We start from the raw sequence: 20,712 nt of genomic DNA, 5'->3' as shown, positions 1-20,712 counted from the left end.
TGGAAGTTCTTCATCAATGCAATGAACTTCGTCATCTACCTTCTCATAATAAGAGAATTCGACACTTTCTCCTCTATAATCTATTCAGCGGATACCCGCAAATAAATTTATGGAGGTGTCTTTATATGAAGACAGAAATAACTTTTGAAGATTACCTAAAAAAAGGTAATCTATCAGGTAACACCATCGAATCCTATCTGTGGACGGTGAATTACTTCACTACAAATTATGAGAAGGTTTCTAAGGAAAACTTGCTTGCCTACAAGGGCTATCTGATGGAACATTTTAAACCCAAAACTGTAAATCTTAGAATACAAGCAATTAACAAATATCTGGAATATTTAGAAAAGCCACAATTGCGACTCAAAGCAGTAAAGATTCAGCAGAAAAGTTTTTTGGAAAATGTAATCAGCAATGCCGATTATAAATTCCTGAAGAATCAACTAAAAAAAGATAATAATATGGAGTGGTATTTTGTTGTTTGGTACCTTGCTGCGACTGGTGCTCGTGTAAGCGAATTAATTCGTATTAAGATTGAGCATGTGCAACTTGGATATTTTGATTTGTATAGCAAGGGCGGTAAATTACGTAGATTATTCATCCCCAAAATATTGCGTGAAGAAACGCTAAAGTGGTTATGCGAAACTCAACGCACTTCAGGTTATCTTTTTCTAAACAGATATGGTGACCGTATAACGACTAGAGGTATTTCTCAACAACTTAAGAATTATGCGGACAAATATGGTTTAGACAGCAAAGTGGTCTATCCACATTCCTTCCGTCATAGATATGCCAAAAACTTTCTTGAAAAGTATAATGATATTGCATTGCTGGCAGATTTAATGGGACACGAAAGCATTGAAACTACTCGCATATATCTGAGACGTACTGCCAGCGAACAGCAGGCACTTGTTGATAAAATTGTAACTTGGTAAAATATCAGCCGTCCTAAGTTTTAGGGCGGCTGTCTATCATTCACATAATGCATTAATCGTATCAAAATAAAAAAGGCTCTTATCAAATGTGGCAGATATTTGGCACTGTTGCTTATATGGCGGTATAGGTACAAGTAGTTCTTTCAATTTACTTAAACTTGTTCTTGTTCTACCTATTCCCTGAACATTTTTCATGACACTCTTGTTGATGGTGGGACTATTTATCATATACATGACATATCTTTTGTCAATATAATTAGGTAATTGTAGTCGCACGCAATCAGATGATATAACATACACATCTTCGATATCAGGAATTATAATCGCCCTTCCGGCAGGCATCATTTTTGCAATTACAATATCCCCTGGATATGATTTGCATCGAGATAGTGTTTCTGCATGACTATAAGTGGTATATTTTATACCGTTATTTTTCCATGTAAATTCACCAATGTTATTTAATTGTATTATTCTTACTTCCCGTCTATCTGTGTAATGGTCTGTTTTCAGATTGCTGCCAAACGGACCATCAACAAAAGAATTTTCATGTGGATCTGCCAATGATTTTAATCTACACCATATCCATCCATCAGGTAAATCGAATGGTACTTCTTCATCTATACAGATGGTATTATTTGATATATTTTCATAATAAGAGTTATCATCACCTTTGAAGATGATAGATTCCTTCTTATCACGCTTGATTTTGCCCGCTTTGATGAGTTCCTCTTTCTCTGCTCGTATACGTTCAAGCAGGACAGAAGCAGGCTCATCATCTGGATTCTGCGGTACAAGTTTGCCACGAATAGCAAGGTCGAGGATTTTGGATTTTGTCAAAGAAACAGTTTCAGCTAAAATCTCTTTTTCTTCTCTAATTTGATTTATCAAAGAATCCATTTCAACAAATTTGCTAACCATTGCCGATTGTGTTGTTATAGTGCAAACAGGAATTAAGGTTGATAGAATTCTTTCTAATGCCAACTTAGGCATAGCTACCTGATGGGTTTTGTCTTGAAATTGCTGCTGAACAAATTCCGATTGTATAATCAAGCATAAATAGTTTTTATTGATCTGTATGTTTGTAATTTTTACTGCATTTTCAGTAAGGTTCATTCCATCTAACTCAGTAGGCACTTCACCAGTAACACCAATTGTACCAGCAATGGTAACATAAAGATCATCTTTTGAAATCGTATAGTTTTTGATTTGTAAAAATACTTCCTCTGAAATATATTTCAGATCATCCGTATTTATACAGTGATTTTTCATGTCGGTTACTCGGATATAAGCGTGAGCGGTTCGACAAGGTGAAAAGCCCACTCCCTTCGGAAGTCTCTTGCCTCCTTTAACTGCTGCAATATCTCGAACTCTACACCATTCCCACCCTTCCGGCAGTTCAAAAGGTATCTCATCCTCAATACATTTCACGGTTCCGTCCTGGAACTTCTCATAATGTAAATTATGGATTCAATTTTCACTCAATTCTCAGTCAATGAGAGTTGGGTGGATTTTTTATATCCTATACTTACAAAACAAATCGCCCACAGGGCAGAAAGGCAGGTACAGGATATGTACAACAACTGATGGAGTTCAAGGAGGGCATTAGAACGTCCTGTAAAATATTTCGTTGGTTTAGGAAGCAGGGGTAAGTACATAACATCATCCACTCTGGGAGAGGATGAGCAGGAATCTTTATTTCTCGCTTTGACAAAATTTCTGGAAAATCCGTATACCAATACATCGCATATGAAATGTGCCGGAGCATGATCAAAGTGCGTCAGTAAGGCATCTTTTTTCTCATCAGAAGTAGTGATGTCACATAACATCAAATCTCGAATAGCTGAAATGGCATAAGATACATCACTGATATATGGCAATAATTTTGATTCAATATCTTTACAGAACTTGTCCCTGTTCTTTTCGATGTTGTAATAACTGATAATTTTGGGGCTGATGCGGGACTGCCCTTTGATCCATTTGCAGACCAAACCATTATCAAATGCAAAATCTACATTGTCGTTGGCAAAGCTTCCAAACAGCATATAGATAAAATCCATTTGCGAGTAGTCTGCATCGATTAAACCTCCCAAAAGGGTGGTAGCAATGCTATGAAAATCAATTCTGTTCAATGAAATCATCTCCTGTAATTTGTCCTGTAATCTTCTATGTTTCTTATTTCATGGTAGTAAATCGTTTCGATATGGGACTTGTGGAAAGTATAGCATAAAAGCAAGGAAAGAACGACTGTACGATTGTGGCATGGACGTATATTTTCAATTTCTGCTCAAAATCCGTTCAATGTAGAAAAACCTATTCTTAGATAAAATGAATTTAACAAGTTTTTCATCTGCGTCGGCATAAAGATGAAAAATCTGGCAATCATTTTAAGAAAAGGAGGTGCCCTATGAATCTGACAGTGAATAGAGAGGGTAAGTACGCAATTGTCTGGATGACGAATGCGGAAAAGGCTGATCCTAAGGTTATGGACAGCCTGCAGCCTTTGATTGCGGAGTGTAAGGAGAAAAAGTACAGACTGGCTATCTTTGAATCCGGGGAGCAGGATTTGGTGGAGAACACCAAGGACTTACTGATTCACAATCGAGGACTGGAAAAGACTGATGATACCCCCAAAGTTATGGGATTGGGGTAGAAAATACATAATATGTGCGTGACAAACAAATGAAAAAGATATATAATACAAATAAGTTATTCCCCAAAAAAAGTTTTTGAACGAATTTGGGGAATAGAAAGGGGAGAATTATGGCTATAGAAAGAAAAAAGTACATTGACTTTTTACTGAAACAGAAAGATAAAGATATTGTAAAAATCATCACGGGTATACGTCGTTGCGGGAAATCAACGCTGTTATTTGAGTTGTTTTATGAAGAAATTAAGAAACTTGGTGTGCCGGAACATCATATTATAAAGATAGCACTTGATAATATTCGAAATGATGAACTGTTAGATGCGAAAAAACTTTATAAAGAGGTTGAAAATAGGATTAAAGATGAAAATTGCTACTACATCTTTTTGGATGAAATTCAGTTAGTAGAGAATTTTGAAGATGTGGTAAATGGAATAAAGCGAGATTTTAATTGTGATGTTTATATCACTGGTTCTAATTCGGAATTTTTGTCGTCTGATATTAATACAAAATTCAGAGGCAGAGGTGTTGAATTGCATGTTCAGCCATTCAGCTTTAAAGAGTTATATGATTATTACCAGACAGATAAATATCAGTTATTTAATCAGTATATGTTATATGGCGGAATGCCGTATTTGTTGCAGGAAGAAGATGACGTTCTGAAGAATAAATATCTTAAAACTGTTGCAGAGTCTGTTCAGATTAATGACATCATTGAACGTCACGGTATACGAAATAAAGAAGTATTTCAGGCATTGGTAGAACTTCTATGTTCTTCTATTGGGTCATATGTTTCGAGTAGAAAAATAGCGGATACATTAAGAAGTAATGGATATACAAGTGTTGACCATAAGACAATAGGTAATTATTTGGATTATTTGTGCGATGCATTTTTGTTTTATAAGGTGCAGAGATATGATATAAAAGGGAAAGCATATTTAAAGACTTTACACAAGTATTATGTATGTGATATTGGTATTCGCAATGCAATGCTGAATTTTAGACAACTTGAACCGACGCATACGATAGAAAATATTGTTTATCTTGAATTGTTACGCAGAGGTTATATAGTTGATATTGGAAATAATAGTGATAAGGAAATTGACTTTATGGCAAAGGATATGAACAATACCTATTATATTCAGGTGTCATATTCTGTAATTGATCCATCCACAAGAGAACGAGAGTTAAGCTCATTCAGGAATTTGGATGATGGCTATAAGAAGATAGTAATTACTATGGATAATGATCCTTTTACTAATTTGGAAAACGGCTATAAGAAGATAAATATGCTTGATTTCCTTCTGGATGAAAGTTCTTTAGAGAAAGCGTAGAGAGGTAGATATGTATACGTATGATGTTGAAAATGATATATCTATATTTGACGGAGATTTTGAAGGTTATCTAAAAGATATTGGGGTAGATGGTGAGCATATAAAGAAGATAGTAATTCAACCAAGTCAGGTATCAATGACTCGCAGGCGTCAGAAAAAGGTTTTGGCAAACTGAAATCATAAATGACGCCTTGACCACTAAGTTTAAGCTGAAAACCCGCAATCAGTCTGAACGACTCTTTACTGTCAATGTTATCAGTAGTGGTGATGCATTGCAGGTTCGTACAGATGCGATCTTACAGGAAATGTTTCCGTCTGAGTGGAGGGCAACGCTTATATCAATGGAGTCTTTTTTGTTTTCTATGATTATGATCGTGTTGTCACCGCTTGCAGGAATTGTGTTTTCTGTGTGGTAAAAAGAATTGCCGTCGATTCCTATTCGGAGTCGGCGGCAATGTATTGTGAAAATTCAGAAATATAACATAGATGAAAGACATTAAATAGAAGTTGTTAATTCCGAAACTGCACGCGGCGAAGCCTGGGGAACAGGCGGAGCGGGAACCCACATTTGACCTTGGAGAAGAAGGGAGAATATGCTGCAGTTTCGGTCTTTTTGATTTCGTGGGATGTGTGTTTTTTTGGTGCCGTTGAAATCTGGATGTAGTATACAACAGATATTATAAAAAAGGGGGATTATTGACTGAACTAGCGAAATTCCTGACTGAACTTCATTTTTAAGATATTTATATGATAAAAAAGACAAATAAATAATAAAGATAAAAATAAAAATACCACCTTCACGGTGGCATTTTTTATGTCAAAAACATGATATTCTATATGAGATTTATGAATTCGGACAAAATGATTGCACGATCGCCATGACGACGATCAATCCGAACACAACGAGGATGTCTAACACAACCACGCCGAATATGCGTGTTGCTTTCTTCTCATGCTGGCACAGAGGCATGAGCTTTCGTACATGGAGATAGTCGAAGATGGAAGCCACGATAAAAAGCATTATAATGAGTGCAAATACACGCTCCACCCACAGTGCAGCACCGAAGGTATTGTTTACTTTCATGGATAAGCAAAACCATGCCAGAAATATATAGGTAAGCAGTGCAACCGCCATCTTCCAAGGTGTTTTGGAACGGAAACCGGGAGGGGCAAACTGCATATGGTTTGCGGAAGTGTCGGGATCGTTCTGTGTTTGAGCATTTGAACGCTTGGAAGACGAACCGGATAAATCTCCGGTGGAGGCTCGACCGGCATGTGTATAAGGAAAGATTCCCCCATTTGCCAACAACGCCTGACGTAATTCCCCGATGCTTTGATACCGTTCCGCCGGATTCATCTGTGTACATTTGGCAGTAACCGCATCAATATATGGATTCTGGCAATGCGATGCTTCCGCCATTTCCTTCAGAAGAATCCCCATAGAATAAATATCTGTCTGCGGGGAGGATTGTCCAAATCCGTATTGTTCCGGGGCGGCATAGCCCTGTGTACCAAGCAGGATTGTATCAGAATCTTTCGCGGCTGTATGGTATTTGGCAGCGTTGAAGTCGAGCAGCACAGCACGGTTATAACTGGTGATGATAACATTTGAGGGTTTCACATCCCGGTGGATGATAGCCGGATTATGCAGATGCAGCTGTTCAAGAATCGTACACAGGTCAAGCATATATTGAAGCATATCGCTTGGAACTATGTCTGCGTGGCGGATCATATCCTGCAGGGAAGTTCCGGAGATATATTCTTCGATGACAGTAAGCTGTCCCGCCTCTTCGTAATAGTTTATGATCCGCGGTGTACCTGCGACAGGATTGCGGTATAACTCGGCATAGACAGCGAGGTTATAGACATCAAGCACTTTTTTGATGGCAATCTTTTTTGTCTCCTGATGCTGGACTAAGTATACATGATGCGGTTCATTTATGGCGGCTATTGGTTTATAATACGAAATAGCGAGACGCTGATCGAGATCCATATGCATATCCTTTCTATAGGGTAGGGTTACTGATTATATTTAGTCAATCAATTATCCGGGCTTTTTGATACAGCTTTGGTAATCGGTAGTCTGATGGATTTATTATAACAGATTGGAGGATGAAATGAAGGAGAAAAATACAAAGGAATTAAATGAAGTCTTAGGAAAGACACATCTTTCGGACTTTGAGAAATATTGCGCGGAGAATAAAGAAAGTGTAAGCGATAATTCGGAAGCATTTTCTATCTATGTGAAGAACCTGCTACAGGAAAAGAAGCTTACCCAGCAGTATGTGTTCCTGCAGGCAGATATTCCGGAGCGGTATGGCTATAAGCTGCTGTCCGGGGAGAAGCGTACGCGGCAGAGGGATGTGATCCTGCGGATCTGCTATGCGGCGAAATTCAGTCTGGCGGAGACGCAGCGTGCACTTAAAAAATACGAGATGCCGGAATTATATTCGAAGGTCCCAAGAGATGCACTCCTGATGATCGCGTTCAATGAGCGGCCGGGAAGCATCCTGGACGTAAATGATCTGCTTAATCAAAAAGGCTTGCAGCCGCTTCGGACAAGCGGAGTGCAGGATTAGAGAATAAATTTGCCACTGCTACGGGGGCAACGAAGCCGGATAATTTATGGGATAATACTTGTGGGGATACAAAAGAAGAAAATGTCATAAACGAAGAGAATCGTTAGGATGTTTTCGATAAACTGCCACCGGGCAATGCGCGGGGGTATGCCACAAGAAAAGGAGGAAGAGGTTCATGAAAACTTGGAAATTAGTGTCCGGTATTTTATCCATGATTTTATTCGTCATCGTAACATTCCAGTCATGTGCAGCGGGCGTTGCCAATTCGCTCGAAGCAAATGGCGAGACATCCGGCTCTGCAGGCGTATTGGTAGCAATTCTGATGCTTGCAGGCGGAATCGTATCGGTTGCGACGAGAAACGCTGAGAAAAAGGGCGGAAATATCGCTTTGATTGTTCTGTTCGGCCTGGCGGCACTGGTAGGATTTACCGGTTTCGGAAGCTTCTCAGATCTTGCAATCTGGGCAGGCTGGTGCCTGATCAACGCGATACTTGCAGTCGTTGCGATTGTAACAAAGAAGTAATTACATAGAAATTCAGGAGAAATGGTGTTTAAAGGCATCCGCAGTTTGCGGGTGTCTTTTTTATAGAAAGTAAGTTTTCAAATTTAGCGAAATATGGTACAGTTTCGTTAGATAACACGAAAAGAGGAACGATTATGACACGACAATCAGGCAGACCGGCCGATGAATCAGGCAGGCTGGAAAAGGAAATACGAACTTATGATTTTTTGGATGCGAACCATGTATGGTATGAGCGGATCGATCACGAAGCAGCGATGACGATGGAGGTTTGCGAGGAGATTGACAAGGCGTTGGAGGCGACAATCTGCAAGAACCTGTTCCTGTGCAATCGCCAGGAGACGAACTTTTATCTGCTGATGCTGCCGGGACATAAGAAGTTCAAGACGAAGGATATCTCGAAGCAGTTAGGCGTGGCGAGACTTTCCTTCGCGAAGGATGCTTATATGGAAGAATACCTGGATATCACGCCGGGCTCCGTGAGTGTGCTTGGGCTGATAAATGATACGGAAAATCACGTACAGCTTCTGATGGATAAGGATCTGGTGCAGGATGAATATGTAGGCTGTCATCCATGTATCAATACGAGCAGTCTGCGCCTGAAGATGGACGATCTGTTACATGTGCTGCTTCCGGCGATGCACCACGAGCCGATTTTCGTGACAGTGGAGGATGAGGAAAGTCGAATCAGTTAAAAATTGTAAAATATATAGCTATTTTTGTAGATTCATGATACACTCAATTTAACTTGACAGAGGGGGTGAACGCGTGGATACGATGCAGATTGTGAATCAGCTCGATGGTTTGCATAAGAAGTACAGACAGGCGATGTATTTATTCGCAGCTCCAGTTGTATTGCTGGTGATAGCCTATATAGGGGCACCGGGAATGGGGGCGATGGCGGGCACAGTAGTTGCGGTATTGATGTTTGCGGTACCCGTTGGAACCATTTATGCATCCGGCAGGATGTCAAAGATCAACAAGGAATATCAGATGATCTACAAGAATGCATTTGTTGTTTCAATATTGAACAAGACATTCTCGGATGTTCAGGTGAACTGGGAGTGCGGATTTACGAGACAGAATGTCGAGCAGATGGGACTGTTGAAGCTTGGAAATCGTTTTGATTCCGAAGATCTGATCCACGGAGCATATGAAGGTGTCTCCTTTGATCAGGCGGATGTCACGATTAAGAATGTGACGGGAAGCGGAAAGAACCGGCATACAACGACGTATTTCAAAGGACGGGTATTCGTTTTTGATTTGCAGAAATCCGATATACGTTCTGTTGGTATCCGGTCGAAGAATTTCCAGTATTATGGCAATCTGAATGGATTTCATCACGAGAATGTGAAGCTGGAGAGCGAAGCGTTCAACCGGGAGTTCAAGGTGTTGGCAACCTATCCGGTCGATGCGTTTTATGTGCTTACTCCACAGACGATGGAATGTGTGACAGACCTGTACCGGCGTGCGGGAAATGTAGCCCTGCGGTATCTGGGTAGCAAGCTATATGTGGCAGTCAATACAACTGGAAATGCATTTGATGGTGATATCAAGAAGCCATTCGTCTATGTGGATGAAATCAATAAGATCAAAAATGATTGTGCTGTGATTATGGATATCATACACCGGCTGCGGATTACAGATGCACAGTAGCATTTTTATAATCAAACAATGTAATTTCTATGAAAAAGAGAGGAGAGCAAATTATGGAAGCAATTATTACAGTGATTATTGTACTTTTGGTCTGTATCGTGATCTGGTACATATCAACATCGAATGGAATCAAGCGGTCACAGCTTAAGGTGGAGGAAGCAGAGTCCGGAATCGATGTGGCACTCACGAAGCGTTACGATGTGCTTACGAAGATGCTTGATGTCGTAAAGGGATATCAGGCACATGAGAAGACAGTTCTGACAGAGCTTGTCAAGCTTCGAAGCGGCATGACGATGGCAGAGAAGAATGCAGCCAATCAGAAGATGGAACAGCTTACGAAGGATATCAACATTCTCGCTGAGAATTATCCGGAGTTAAAATCCAGCAACAACTTCATGGAGCTGCAGAAGACGATTGCCGATGTGGAAGAGCATTTGCAGGCAGCCCGCAGATTGTACAATGCGAATGTCAACACGTACAATACGAAGCTTGTTGTATTCCCGAGCAGCATTGTAGCGAACAACATGCATGCGGTAAAGAAACCATTCTTCGAGGCAGAGGAAGCAAAGCGTCAGGATGTGAAGATGAGTTTCTAACAAAATAAAAATCTTAAAACAAAAATCCGGAGCGTTCATGTAAATGAATTCTCCGGATTTTTTATGGCAACGAGGAAAATGCACGCATTATGCGGTGCATTTGACAATCGTTAATCGAAACGCAGCATGTCTCTGCAGGACTGTATATGTACTAGGATGCATCTTGTATCTGACTGTCTCCAAGGCGCCCGTGTTTCTTCATCCATACAAATGTACCCACGCAGATAATAACCGAAAGCATGGATCCGGCAGGCGCCGCAAGCCCCATCGGGAACAATGTATCTGCGAAGAACTTCGAGGCCAGATACGAACCCGGTACACGCAGGCAGATGATCGCAATCATATTGTGGATGAATCCGATATAGGATTTGCCGTATGCACAGAAGTATCCGCTGAAGCAGAAATGGATACCGGCTAATGCACAGTCGACGATATAGCCACGCAGGTATTGTGAACCAAGCACGACAACCGCGGCGTCCTTCGTGAAGATGCCGACGATACCTGCGGTAATCAGTTCCCCGATGATTGCAACGATTATCCCATAGGTAAATGTAATCAGAATGGCATATTTCAGCGTCTTCGATGCACGGTCATGCTTGCCGGCACCGATATTTTGTGCGGCAAGTGCAGAGACGGTTGCAAGCATCGAAGATGGCACGATGAAGAGTGCGCTGATCACTTTTTCGACGATACCGACGGCAGCGGCATCATTTAAGCCACGGCTGTTTGCAATAACGGTGATAATGATAAATGCAATCTGGATACAGCCATCCTGAATCGCAACCGGGATACCGATTTTTAAGATCTCGCCGAGCACAGCACGGCTTGGGATGAAATCCTGTTTGCAAAGCTTGATGCCAAGCTTCTTTTTCTTTGTCATGAGCAAAGAAATCATGACACTCAGTGTCTGAGCGAGTGTCGTGCCAAGTGCGGCTCCGGCAGCACCCATATGGAGAACTCCCATAAATACATAGTCGAGCGCGATATTTGCCGCGCAGGCAATCGCGATAAAATACATCGGACTTTTCGAGTCGCCCATACCACGGAAGATGGAAGCGATGATATTATAAGCTGTAATAAACGGAATTCCGATAAAGCAGATTGTCAGGTACCGGATCGAACCCTCGATTGCTTCGGCCGGTGTCTGAATCAGTAACACGATCGGTCTTACAAGCAACAACAGAACAATCGTCAATATGACGGAAAGTCCCATGAATAAGGTTACGGAGTTTCCGACTGTTTTTGCAATTTTATCCTTATGCCTGGCACCGACGGCACGCCCGATCATGACGGTAGATCCCATCGCCAGACCGACGATCATGACGGTCAGCATGTGCATGACCTGACTGCCGTTTGCAACAGCGGTCGTACTTTCGGTTCCGTTGAACTGTCCGATGATGAACAGATCCGCCATACCATATAATGTCTGTAAAAAATAAGAAAAAAGATATGGAAGCGCAAAATATAAAATCGTCTTGAATACGCTTCCGGTTGTCAGATTTTTTTCCATAGTAAATAAAGCCTCCTGCGAAGTCTTTTTCAACCCCGCATCCTATATTAAACCCTACAACAATTGTAAGGTCAATGCTTGTTATGCATAAAATTAGAAAAAAATAAGCTTTTTATACATAAAAATGTATTGTATTGCAAAAAAAACGCGTCTTTCGTTGCATTTTTTGTCGCAGGATGCTATATTAAATCGTAAATGTGAAGAAAGGAAGTAAAATATTATGAAACTTAAGAAGTTAGTAGCAATTACATTGTCTGCAGTTATGTGCATGGCAGCACTGACAGGATGTGGCGGAAAGAGCGATTCTGCAAAGAAGACAGCCAAGGTTATCGAGGTAGATCTGACCGATGAGCAGTATGCATTCGGTGTAGATAAGGATCAGCCGGATTTATTAAAGGAAGTAAATCAGTTCGTTAAAGACATGAAGTCTGATGGAACATTTGACGAGATCTGCAACCGTTATTTTGGTGATGGTACTCCGGTTCCTGTGAAGTCAGCAGCTTATGACGAGAGCAAGGATCAGTTGGTAGTAGCAACAAACGCTGCATTTGAGCCATTTGAGTATATGGATGGTGAGAACTATGTTGGTATTGATATGGAGATTGCAAAGGCACTTGCAGATAAGCTTGGCAAGGAGCTTGTAATCCAGAACATGGATTTCGATGCCGTATGTCTCTCTGTTGGCCAGCACAAGTGTGATGTTGCCATGGCAGGTCTTACAATCAAGCCGGACCGTGAAGAGTATGTAGCATTCTCTGATCCATATTACAGCGCATCACAGAAGCTTATCACATTGTCTACAGATACAGAGTTCGATGCCTGCAAGACAGCCGACGATGTAAACAAGATTCTTGAGGCAAAGGGTTCTGACTTAAAGATCGGTTTCCAGAACGGTACAACCGGTCAGTTCTACTGTGAAGGTGATGACGACTGGGGATTCCCGGGACTGAAGATGGAGTCTAAGGGTTACAAGAATGGTTCCCTTGCAGTACAGGATCTGTTAAATGGAAACATCAATTACGTAATCATCGATTCCGCTCCTGCTGAGAGCATTACATCATCTATCAATAAGATGCAGTAATTTGAGGAACGAAAGGATATTTCATGGGAAATATAGGAACTAAAATAGACAAATTCATAGAAATATTCATCAATAACCGTGGGTATGTAAAAGTATTAGAGGGCTTGAAGAATACGCTGATTATCGCTGTGATCGGTCTCGTCATCGGTGTTGTGATCGGTACCTTGATCGCGACGGTGCGTGTGATTCCGAAGTATAAGCGTCTGCCGCGTGTCTTAGATGCCATCTGCCGGTTTTACGTCGGATTGTTCCGTGGAACTCCTATGGTTGTACAGTTGTTGGTATTTTATTATGTATTGCTGCCTCTGATGGATGCACATATGACAGGCGTACAGGTATCTATTATGGTATTTGGCTTAAACAGTGGTGCATACATCTCCGAGATCATGCGAAGCGGTATCCTCTCCGTAGATCCGGGACAGATGGAAGGTGGACGTGCGATGGGCTTGAGCTTTGCGACAACTATGCGCAAGATCGTCATTCCACAGGCAGTCAAGAATATCCTGCCAACACTTGGAAATGAATTTATATCGTTGATCAAGGAAACTTCCGTAGTCAGCTTTGTCGGTGCTTCAGATCTATATGTGGCATTCAACTTCATCGGAAGCAACAGCTACGAGTTCATGATTCCATATCTGGTTATGGCAATCATCTACATCGTGCTTGTCCTGCTGATCAGCTTTGGAATTAAAATGATGGAAAGGAGCCTGAGAAAGAGTGATAGAAGTCATTGATCTTGAAAAACATTTTGGTGACAATGAAGTCTTGAAAGGCATCAACGTCACTGTGGACAAGGGCGACATTATGGTTGTCATCGGTCCTTCCGGCTCCGGTAAGAGTACATTTTTGCGCTGCCTGAACTGTATGGAAGATCCAACAGGCGGACAGATCATCTTCAATGGTGTTGATATTGCAGATCCAAAGGTTGATATCAATATCCACCGCCGCCGTATGGGAATGGTGTTCCAGCATTTTAATCTGTACAATAACAAGACCGTCATCCAGAACATCATGCTTGCACCGGTCTATGTACAGTGCCAGGATCTGAAGAAGGCGAAACGCCACAACCGGTTCCTTCCGCTTACAAACCTGTTCCGCAAGGAGAAGCAGGAGAAAATCGAAATCACAACGACCAAGGCAAAGATCGTAGCGGAAGCGAAAGAAAAAGCAGAAGATCTGCTGAAGAGAATCGGACTGTTAGACAAGGCAGACGTATATCCGTCTACACTTTCCGGCGGACAGAAGCAGCGTGTGGCAATCGTGCGTGCACTTGCAATGAACCCGGATGTGATCCTGTTCGATGAGCCAACCTCTGCGCTTGATCCGGAGATGGTAGGCGAGGTATTGGATTTGATGAAGGCAGTTGCGAAGGAAGGCATGACGATGATCATCGTTACCCACGAGATGGGATTTGCAAAGGAAGTTGCAAACAAAGTCCTCTTTATCGACGATGGTCACATCTTGGAATCCGGCACACCGGAAGAGTTCTTCGGGAATCCAAAGAATCCGAGACTCAAAGAATTCCTGTCGAAGGTGTTGTCATAAGTTAAATTGAAGTGTAAATAAAGAAGCATACAATGCACAGACATCAAAAAATTAGATGCCTGTGCATTTTTTTGTTATAGTATATATGAAAGACACATGTGTCATATATGATATAGAAAATGAAATTAACGAAACTGGTTAGAAGTAATATTATATAGATCCAGATTGATTCATAAAGATATACGATATGTTTGAAGTTTAGAAGTTCTTGATGTTCTGTGAATTATAGCAGCCATGTTTGAACACGATGTTCAAACAAGCCGCCACTGAGCCATGGATGGCGAATTGGCGGCGGTGGCGTATATTACAAAATGTAGATCAGAACATATAGAACTTCTTAGCTTCAATACATTGTATATCGTATGAATCAATCTGAATCTATATATAGAATGCTAACCAGTTTCACCACGAAGTAAAGGGGAGAACAGTATGTACCAGATTCTGTTGGTGGAGGACGACAAATCCATCCGGGAAGTCATCGCAGATTACATGGACGAGAAGGGAAAAGACACGATGCGCCTGACACTCGCCGAGGACGGAAGAGCCTGCGAGGGCGCACTCGAACGCCAGACATTTGACCTGATCATGCTCGATGTGATGCTTCCGGATATCGACGGATTTACACTTTGCCGGATGATACGGAAAAAAGATATGGTTCCAATCGTATTCCTGACTGCGAAGGGAAGTGAGGAGGATATACTCTGGGGCTACGGACTTGGCTGCGACGATTATATCGTGAAACCATTTTCGCTGGCGACACTGTATGCGAAGATACTTGCCATCCTGCGGCGGACAAAACAGGAGAATAAAAAGGAGACGATTACCTGTGGCGCAATCCGGATGGACAAGCAGAGCTGTCAGGTATTTGTGAATGAGCGGGAAGTACAGCTGCAGAATAAGCAGTATGAGATTCTTCGGTTCCTGATGGAGCATAAAAATATCGTGTGGTCGCGGGACGCCCTGTTAAACCACATCTGGGGATATGATTACATCGGCGTCGACCGTGTGGTGGATAACCAGATCAAGAAGCTTCGGAATGCGCTTGGCGAGGAAGGAAAACGGATACAGACGGTGGTAGGCAGGGGCTATAAAATATCGGATGCGTAGCCATGTGAAAACAGAAAAATTATAGTTAGTATTTTATCTGACGTGTGTTCGGGCAAAACAAGCGCAGATAAGAAGGTGGAGGGATGCATATGAAGTTTACAATCTTACCGGATTTTGAAGCAAATAGAAAAAGGCGTGCAATCCGCAGGCAAAAGCGTGGGCAGCGAAGAGATGCGCGGCAAAGCCGGAAGAATTACTGGTATCTGAAACGGAAGAAGTTCTGGCAGGTGTGGCTGGAGCGGTTTGTCCTTGTGTTTCTGATTCTTGGAATGGGTGGTGCATGGTATTTTCGATCTGTGATGCAGGATACGGAGGACAATGCGGAATTTGAGATGGATCAAAGTCAGGAAATTATTCAGACTTACGTCCAAAGGCGGTATGAAGAACTGACTGCGATGGGAATGAAGTCCGGAAAAGAGTTCGATGATCAGATGGGCGCGTATATGTACCGTATGATTCCGAGCAGATTGATGGGCGCGTATGGCGTATCTGCAGCGGCAGCGGCGATCTATAATGAAAATGGAGAGCTTCTAACCGACAGCAGTCCACGGTTTTATCTGTACTGTGACCGGTATGAACCGGTAGGAGACGAGAACGATCATACAGTGAATCTATATCAGTCTTATTATACATGTGCACAGGAGCTGTCGGATGAATTTCTTCAGGATTATAACGACTATTTTCTCTATGGCAACATTGAAAATGGAGAACGAATGGAATTCGGAGATTTTTATGTAGATGAAGAGAAACGACAGTTTTATTTCAGTACCGTTTCTTGTTTAGAGCAAGGGAAAGTGGTAAAAACCTATGATTTTACACCGGAGCATGTAGAGGGCATGGAAACGGTACAGGAAACCTATGACAACTGGACGAGAGAAGGAACACGCTGGTACCCGGTTCTTGGAATGCGGTCGGCGGAAATCACAGAACTTCTGCAGTTTGCATATGATGTGTATGATGATTACAAGGATGACAAACAGTTAAAAGGTGCCGGTGTGACAGCGGAACGGGGATACTTCGCCAAGACATATGCACGATATAATGTGATAGAAATCGGTGATCAAAGTAATGGAAATCCGGAATATACGGTTGTGTTCGCGTATAACTATGATTTCTTTCAGGCAAATCGTGGCTTTGTACAGAAGCTTGTAATCTGCTTGTCCCTTGCAATCCTGCTTATCAGTTTCCTATGGTCGCGGTTTACCTACGTGCGGCTTAAGGCAAGGTATGAGCTTGAAGATTATCAGCGGAATCTCACGAATGCAATGGCGCATGATCTGAAGAGTCCGCTGATGATATTATCCGGTATGGCTGAAAATCTGAAAGAAAATGTACATACGGAGAAGCGGGAATATTATGCGGAGGAGATGCTTAAGAATATCGCGGACATGAACCGTATGATCGAGCAGTCGCTTGGATTCTCAAAGCTTAGCCAGACAGGCAGGGTTGGCAGGAAGATAGAGGTTGATATGCGTGCACAGACGGATGCATTGATCGGAAAATATAAGGAGCTTGCGGAGGCACAGGGACAGCATATTTCCGTGACAGGCGAGGGGCAGATGCGCGGAAATGAGGCGATGCTCCGGCAGATGATCGATAATCTGTTGCAAAATGCGATCCTGCACGGAGAAGAAGACGGACAGATTGAGATCAACATTGGAAATGGCATATACCAGATCCGGAATACTTACACGGGAACGCTTACGACAGAGGCGGCAAGAAAGCTTTTGAACCCTTATGTCAAGGAGGAAAACCGGAAACGGACAGGCGGACATGGGCTGGGACTTTCCATTGTGCATGAGATCGTGAAGCTGCATGGCGGTAAGCTTCATTTGAAGGTGGAAGAAGGTATGTTTCAAGTAGAAATTAAAATATGATAAATAGTATCATATGAATAGCTTTTCATATGTAAGGGAACGTGCTATAATCGGCAATAGTTAGTAAAAACTAACTATTGCCGGTTTTTTGCATTATATAAAAGAGAAATAGAGGATAAATTTATGAGTGGTACAGGGAAAAAGACCATTGTTGAATTTCAGGATGTCGTAAAAACTTATGGAGAAGGAGAGGCATTGCAGTATGCCAACAACCATGTGAGTTTTACGATTGAGGAAGGCGAGTTTGTTGTCATCCTCGGTCAGTCCGGAGCCGGGAAGTCAACCGTATTGAATATGCTTGGCGGCATGGATCTGCCGACATCGGGTAAGGTTCTGATCGATGGTGAGGAAGTATCGGCGATGAACGATAAGCAATTGTCAGATTTCCGTGCACGCAAGATTGGATTTATCTTTCAGTTTTATAATCTGATCCCAAGCCTGACGGTACGGGAGAATGTTGCGCTCACAAAGAGCATTGTGAAAGATGCTGTGGATCCGGACGAGATGCTTGCAGCGGTTGGACTTGCCAATCATAAGGATAAATTTCCATCTCAGTTATCCGGCGGCGAACAGCAGCGTGTATCGATTGCGCGTGCACTTTCCAAGAAGCCACGTATCATCCTTGGCGATGAGCCGACCGGTGCACTTGATTCTGAGACGGGTGTGATCGTGTTATCGCTCTTGCAGAAGCAGAGCCGCGATGGAAAGAATACTGTCATCTTAGTTACGCACAATGCGGATATCGCACAGTGTGCAGATAAGGTCATCCGCATGAAAAACGGAAAGATCCGTGAAGTGATTACAAACGAACACCCGCTTGCAGTTGAGGAGGTGGAGTGGTAATGCTATTTCGAAAGATGCTGCGTGAGTTCAAAGCGAACTTTGGACCATTCTTTTCTGTGTTTTTGCTCGCTGCCATTGCCATGATGTTGTTCATCACGATGGAGGGACATGTCGTATCCCAGAATGTAGCGCGAGGTAAATACCACGATGCATGTAACCTCTCCGATATCTGGATGTACGGAGAAGGCTTTACAAGTGACGATCTGAAAGCAGTAAGAAATCTGGATTTTGTGGAGCAGGCACAGCTGCGGATGCAGGTGACAGCGAGTGCACCGAAGCAGGATGGCGCACAGGTCGATCTGTTCTTAATGAAAGAAAATGAAGTGAATACACCGTATCTGATCGAGGGTGAGGATTTTAACCCGGATGATACAGACGGTGTATGGATAGCAAATGCATTTGCGAAGAAACGTGATCTGCATGTCGGCGATGCATTTACAATCGAATATAATGGGGTGACATTTACGAAGACGATCCGTGGTCTGGTCGAGTCTGTGGAATATGAGTTCCGGCAGGCGGACGGTGATGCAGATACCTATCTGGAGAACATCACGATGGCATATATGTCGTACGATGCATTTCCGGTTCGGGGGTATGTAACACATCTGATCAAACAGGAGAAGATTACGGCGGCAGATATTAAGAAACACGCAGATACCTATCAGGCAGTGCTCGATAAGCTGGATGAATACGGTATGAGTGTGGATGATCTGTCACAGGATATGCTTTTGACGATGGTCGAGAAGATGAGTGATGAGAAGCTTACGAAGATGATGCCGTACACACAGATGGTCATTAAGACGAACGACGGAAAGGCACTTGCACACGAGGACGAGATCGCCGATGCAATCGATCACAGATATTCAGCGATGATTGACCGCAAATCAGTACCGGGACTGGCAAGACTTGACAGTGAGCTTGACCAACACCAGACATTTTCGTATTCCTTTATGATTATCTTCGTTGGTATTGCAATTCTTGTTATTGCAACATCCATGAAGCGTATGGTTGACAAGCAGCGGACGGAGATCGGAACGATGAACGCCCTTGGTATGAAGAAAGGAAAGATTCTGTTCCATTATTTAAGCTTCAGCTTATTTATTTCCCTGTTTGGTGTGATCGCCGGAATCCTTCTGGGTGTATTCTGGTCATGTCCGTGGCTGATCAGCCTGTTTGCGGAATATTATATTGTACCGGGGCTGCATTCGATCTTCCACCCGATCTATCTGGTTGTCGGAGTGGCAATCGTAGCCGCATGTGTGCTGGCAGATTTCTTAAGCTGCAAGAAGCTTCTGAAGATCCGTCCGGCAGAAGCACTTCGCCCGGCACCACCGAAGCAGGGCAAACGGTGCCTGTTCGAGAAGCTGCCGTTCTGGAACAAGCTTTCGTTCCAGGCACAGTACAATCTGCGCGATGTCTCACGTTCAAAGCTGCGTGCCTTCATGTCGATCATCGGAACTGCAGTTGGTATGCTTCTGATGTTATATGGTGTAGGCTGTAATGAGCTTGTGCCGCAGATGGAAGATATGATGTTTGGCAAATCAACCATATCTGAATATCAGGTGAAGCTTTCTGCCGACGCATCGCTCTCCGAGGTAAATGCGATGCAGGAGGAGCTTGGTGGAGAACTGGTGATGATCGACCAGATCGAAGTATCCAAGGTGCAGAATCCAACGACGGATGAGAAGAAGAAACAGACGATCACCGTGATCGAGGGGAAAGGACTGTACAATATTCTCGACCTTGACAATCATATCACATCGATCAAGCCGGGGACTGTCAGTGTCAGCCGCAAGCTTTCTGAGATAATGAAGATTCATGTCGGCGACACGATTTACTGGCATCTGTACAGCAAAAATACATGGTATGAAGCAAAAGTTGGGGCGATCTATCGAAACTCTGATACACAGGGAATCGCGTTTTTGAAGGAAGATTTCGAGAAGACCGGAGCAGCCTATACACCGACACTGCTTATGACAGACAACAAGGATGCTGAGAGTAAGAAGACACTTTCTTATGTCAGCGGTGTGAACAGCCAGACCGAGATGAAGGAAGCATATGAGAAGGGCATGGAGGTTATGAGTATTATGATCTTCGCCATGATCCTGTTTTCTGCCGTGATGGTTGTAACGGTACTGTACAATTCCGGTTCGTTGTCATTTAATGAGCGTATCAAGGAATTTGCAACTCTGAAGGTACTTGGTATGCAGTCTGCGAAGATCCGAGGCATGCTTTCTGGACAGAATTTCTGGCTGTCACTCATCGGAATCGTGCTGGGCGCACCGCTCGGAAATCTGACATTAAATGCGATGATAAACAGCAACGGGGAAAACTACGACTATATGCTGAAGGTTCCGGCGATGGATTATATTTTATCCGGTATCTTTGTGTTGATCATCTCCGTTCTTGTCAGCTTCCTGTTCGCAAAGCGGATCAAGAAGCTTGACATGATCGAAGTATTAAAAGGGGTAGAGTAATCCGGCAA

The 20,712-nt window shown here is 42.8% G+C and carries 20 protein-coding genes; 16 read left to right on the top strand and 4 right to left on the bottom strand.

Annotated features, from left to right (window positions below; all coding sequences use genetic code 11):
- Positions 1 to 125: 125 nt before the first annotated feature.
- Complete coding sequence (locus H9Q76_RS09545) at positions 126 to 935, top strand: tyrosine-type recombinase/integrase (RefSeq protein WP_196021599.1); 810 nt, start codon at positions 126 to 128, stop codon at positions 933 to 935.
- Between the two features lie 36 nt (positions 936 to 971).
- Here H9Q76_RS09545 and H9Q76_RS09540 read toward each other — a convergent pair whose 3' ends face one another.
- Together H9Q76_RS09540 and H9Q76_RS09535 are read right to left on the bottom strand one after the other, a co-directional pair.
- Positions 972 to 2,363, bottom strand: coding sequence for a restriction endonuclease subunit S (locus tag H9Q76_RS09540; protein ID WP_249321015.1), 1,392 nt, complete (start codon positions 2,361 to 2,363; stop codon positions 972 to 974).
- Positions 2,364 to 2,413: 50 nt separating this feature from the next.
- A complete protein-coding gene (locus H9Q76_RS09535) occupies positions 2,414 to 3,064 on the bottom strand; it encodes a hypothetical protein (RefSeq protein WP_249321014.1) in 651 nt (216 codons plus the stop codon).
- 275 nt (positions 3,065 to 3,339) lie between these two features.
- Between H9Q76_RS09535 and H9Q76_RS09530 the strand changes: the two genes are divergently transcribed.
- The 3 genes from H9Q76_RS09530 (at position 3,340) to H9Q76_RS09520 (ending at position 5,088) form a co-directional block, all read left to right on the top strand.
- Entirely contained in the window at positions 3,340 to 3,585 is a 246-nt protein-coding gene (locus H9Q76_RS09530; RefSeq protein ID WP_196021572.1) for a hypothetical protein, read from the top strand.
- 110 nt (positions 3,586 to 3,695) lie between these two features.
- Positions 3,696 to 4,913 (top strand): ATP-binding protein, encoded by a 1,218-nt coding sequence (locus tag H9Q76_RS09525; protein ID WP_196021570.1) that lies wholly within the window; start codon positions 3,696 to 3,698, stop codon positions 4,911 to 4,913.
- Between the two features lie 10 nt (positions 4,914 to 4,923).
- Complete coding sequence (locus H9Q76_RS09520) at positions 4,924 to 5,088, top strand: hypothetical protein (RefSeq protein WP_196021568.1); 165 nt, start codon at positions 4,924 to 4,926, stop codon at positions 5,086 to 5,088.
- A 669-nt stretch (positions 5,089 to 5,757) separates the two neighbouring features.
- Here the strand turns inward: H9Q76_RS09520 and H9Q76_RS09515 are convergent.
- Entirely contained in the window at positions 5,758 to 6,906 is a 1,149-nt protein-coding gene (locus tag H9Q76_RS09515; protein WP_249321013.1) for a serine/threonine protein kinase, read from the bottom strand.
- Between the two features lie 124 nt (positions 6,907 to 7,030).
- Between H9Q76_RS09515 and H9Q76_RS09510 the strand changes: the two genes are divergently transcribed.
- The 5 genes from H9Q76_RS09510 to H9Q76_RS09490 all read left to right on the top strand — a co-directional run bounded on the left by H9Q76_RS09510 (position 7,031) and on the right by H9Q76_RS09490 (position 10,264).
- Positions 7,031 to 7,492: a hypothetical protein gene (locus H9Q76_RS09510; protein WP_249321012.1), complete on the top strand. Its 462-nt coding sequence runs from the start codon at positions 7,031 to 7,033 to the stop codon at positions 7,490 to 7,492.
- 175 nt (positions 7,493 to 7,667) lie between these two features.
- Positions 7,668 to 8,015: a hypothetical protein gene (locus tag H9Q76_RS09505; RefSeq protein ID WP_177970679.1), complete on the top strand. Its 348-nt coding sequence runs from the start codon at positions 7,668 to 7,670 to the stop codon at positions 8,013 to 8,015.
- Positions 8,016 to 8,149: 134 nt separating this feature from the next.
- Positions 8,150 to 8,707, top strand: a complete 558-nt coding sequence (locus H9Q76_RS09500) for a prolyl-tRNA synthetase associated domain-containing protein (RefSeq protein ID WP_249321011.1) — start codon at positions 8,150 to 8,152, stop codon at positions 8,705 to 8,707.
- 82 nt (positions 8,708 to 8,789) lie between these two features.
- Entirely contained in the window at positions 8,790 to 9,668 is an 879-nt protein-coding gene (locus H9Q76_RS09495) for a DUF3137 domain-containing protein (RefSeq protein ID WP_249321894.1), read from the top strand.
- A gap of 53 nt (positions 9,669 to 9,721) precedes the next feature.
- The gene (locus tag H9Q76_RS09490; RefSeq protein ID WP_021986264.1) at positions 9,722 to 10,264 is read left to right on the top strand and encodes a LemA family protein; all 543 of its coding nucleotides are present in this window, start codon (positions 9,722 to 9,724) and stop codon (positions 10,262 to 10,264) included.
- 151 nt (positions 10,265 to 10,415) lie between these two features.
- Here the strand turns inward: H9Q76_RS09490 and H9Q76_RS09485 are convergent, their stop codons facing one another.
- The gene (locus H9Q76_RS09485) at positions 10,416 to 11,774 is read right to left on the bottom strand and encodes an MATE family efflux transporter (RefSeq protein WP_249321010.1); all 1,359 of its coding nucleotides are present in this window, start codon (positions 11,772 to 11,774) and stop codon (positions 10,416 to 10,418) included.
- Positions 11,775 to 11,994: 220 nt separating this feature from the next.
- Here H9Q76_RS09485 and H9Q76_RS09480 point away from each other — a divergent pair, with 220 nt between their 5' ends.
- From H9Q76_RS09480 to H9Q76_RS09450, 7 genes are all read left to right on the top strand, one after another.
- Entirely contained in the window at positions 11,995 to 12,855 is an 861-nt protein-coding gene (locus H9Q76_RS09480; RefSeq protein WP_021986262.1) for a transporter substrate-binding domain-containing protein, read from the top strand.
- Positions 12,856 to 12,878: 23 nt separating this feature from the next.
- Positions 12,879 to 13,589, top strand: coding sequence for an amino acid ABC transporter permease (locus H9Q76_RS09475; protein ID WP_249321009.1), 711 nt, complete (start codon positions 12,879 to 12,881; stop codon positions 13,587 to 13,589).
- Entirely contained in the window at positions 13,573 to 14,400 is an 828-nt protein-coding gene (locus H9Q76_RS09470) for an amino acid ABC transporter ATP-binding protein (RefSeq protein ID WP_249321008.1), read from the top strand. The genes H9Q76_RS09475 and H9Q76_RS09470 overlap by 17 nt, the downstream gene beginning before the upstream one ends.
- 429 nt (positions 14,401 to 14,829) lie before the next feature.
- Positions 14,830 to 15,507 carry a response regulator transcription factor gene (locus tag H9Q76_RS09465; RefSeq protein ID WP_177982435.1) on the top strand — a complete coding sequence of 226 codons (678 nt, stop codon included), beginning with the start codon at positions 14,830 to 14,832 and terminating at the stop codon, positions 15,505 to 15,507.
- 89 nt (positions 15,508 to 15,596) lie between these two features.
- Positions 15,597 to 17,384, top strand: coding sequence for a sensor histidine kinase (locus H9Q76_RS09460; protein WP_249321007.1), 1,788 nt, complete (start codon positions 15,597 to 15,599; stop codon positions 17,382 to 17,384).
- 123 nt (positions 17,385 to 17,507) lie between these two features.
- Complete coding sequence (locus tag H9Q76_RS09455) at positions 17,508 to 18,227, top strand: ABC transporter ATP-binding protein (protein ID WP_249321006.1); 720 nt, start codon at positions 17,508 to 17,510, stop codon at positions 18,225 to 18,227.
- Positions 18,227 to 20,704: an ABC transporter permease gene (locus H9Q76_RS09450; protein ID WP_249321005.1), complete on the top strand. Its 2,478-nt coding sequence runs from the start codon at positions 18,227 to 18,229 to the stop codon at positions 20,702 to 20,704. Before H9Q76_RS09455 ends, H9Q76_RS09450 begins: the two co-directional genes overlap by 1 nt.
- Positions 20,705 to 20,712 lie beyond the last annotated feature (8 nt).

This window comes from Wujia chipingensis (assembly GCF_014337155.1).
In the GTDB taxonomy this organism is placed as follows: Bacteria; Bacillota; Clostridia; order Lachnospirales; family Lachnospiraceae; genus Coprococcus_C; species Coprococcus_C hominis.
The sequence above is the reverse complement of the archived record's forward strand: the minus strand, read 5'-3'. Positions and strand labels throughout refer to the sequence as shown.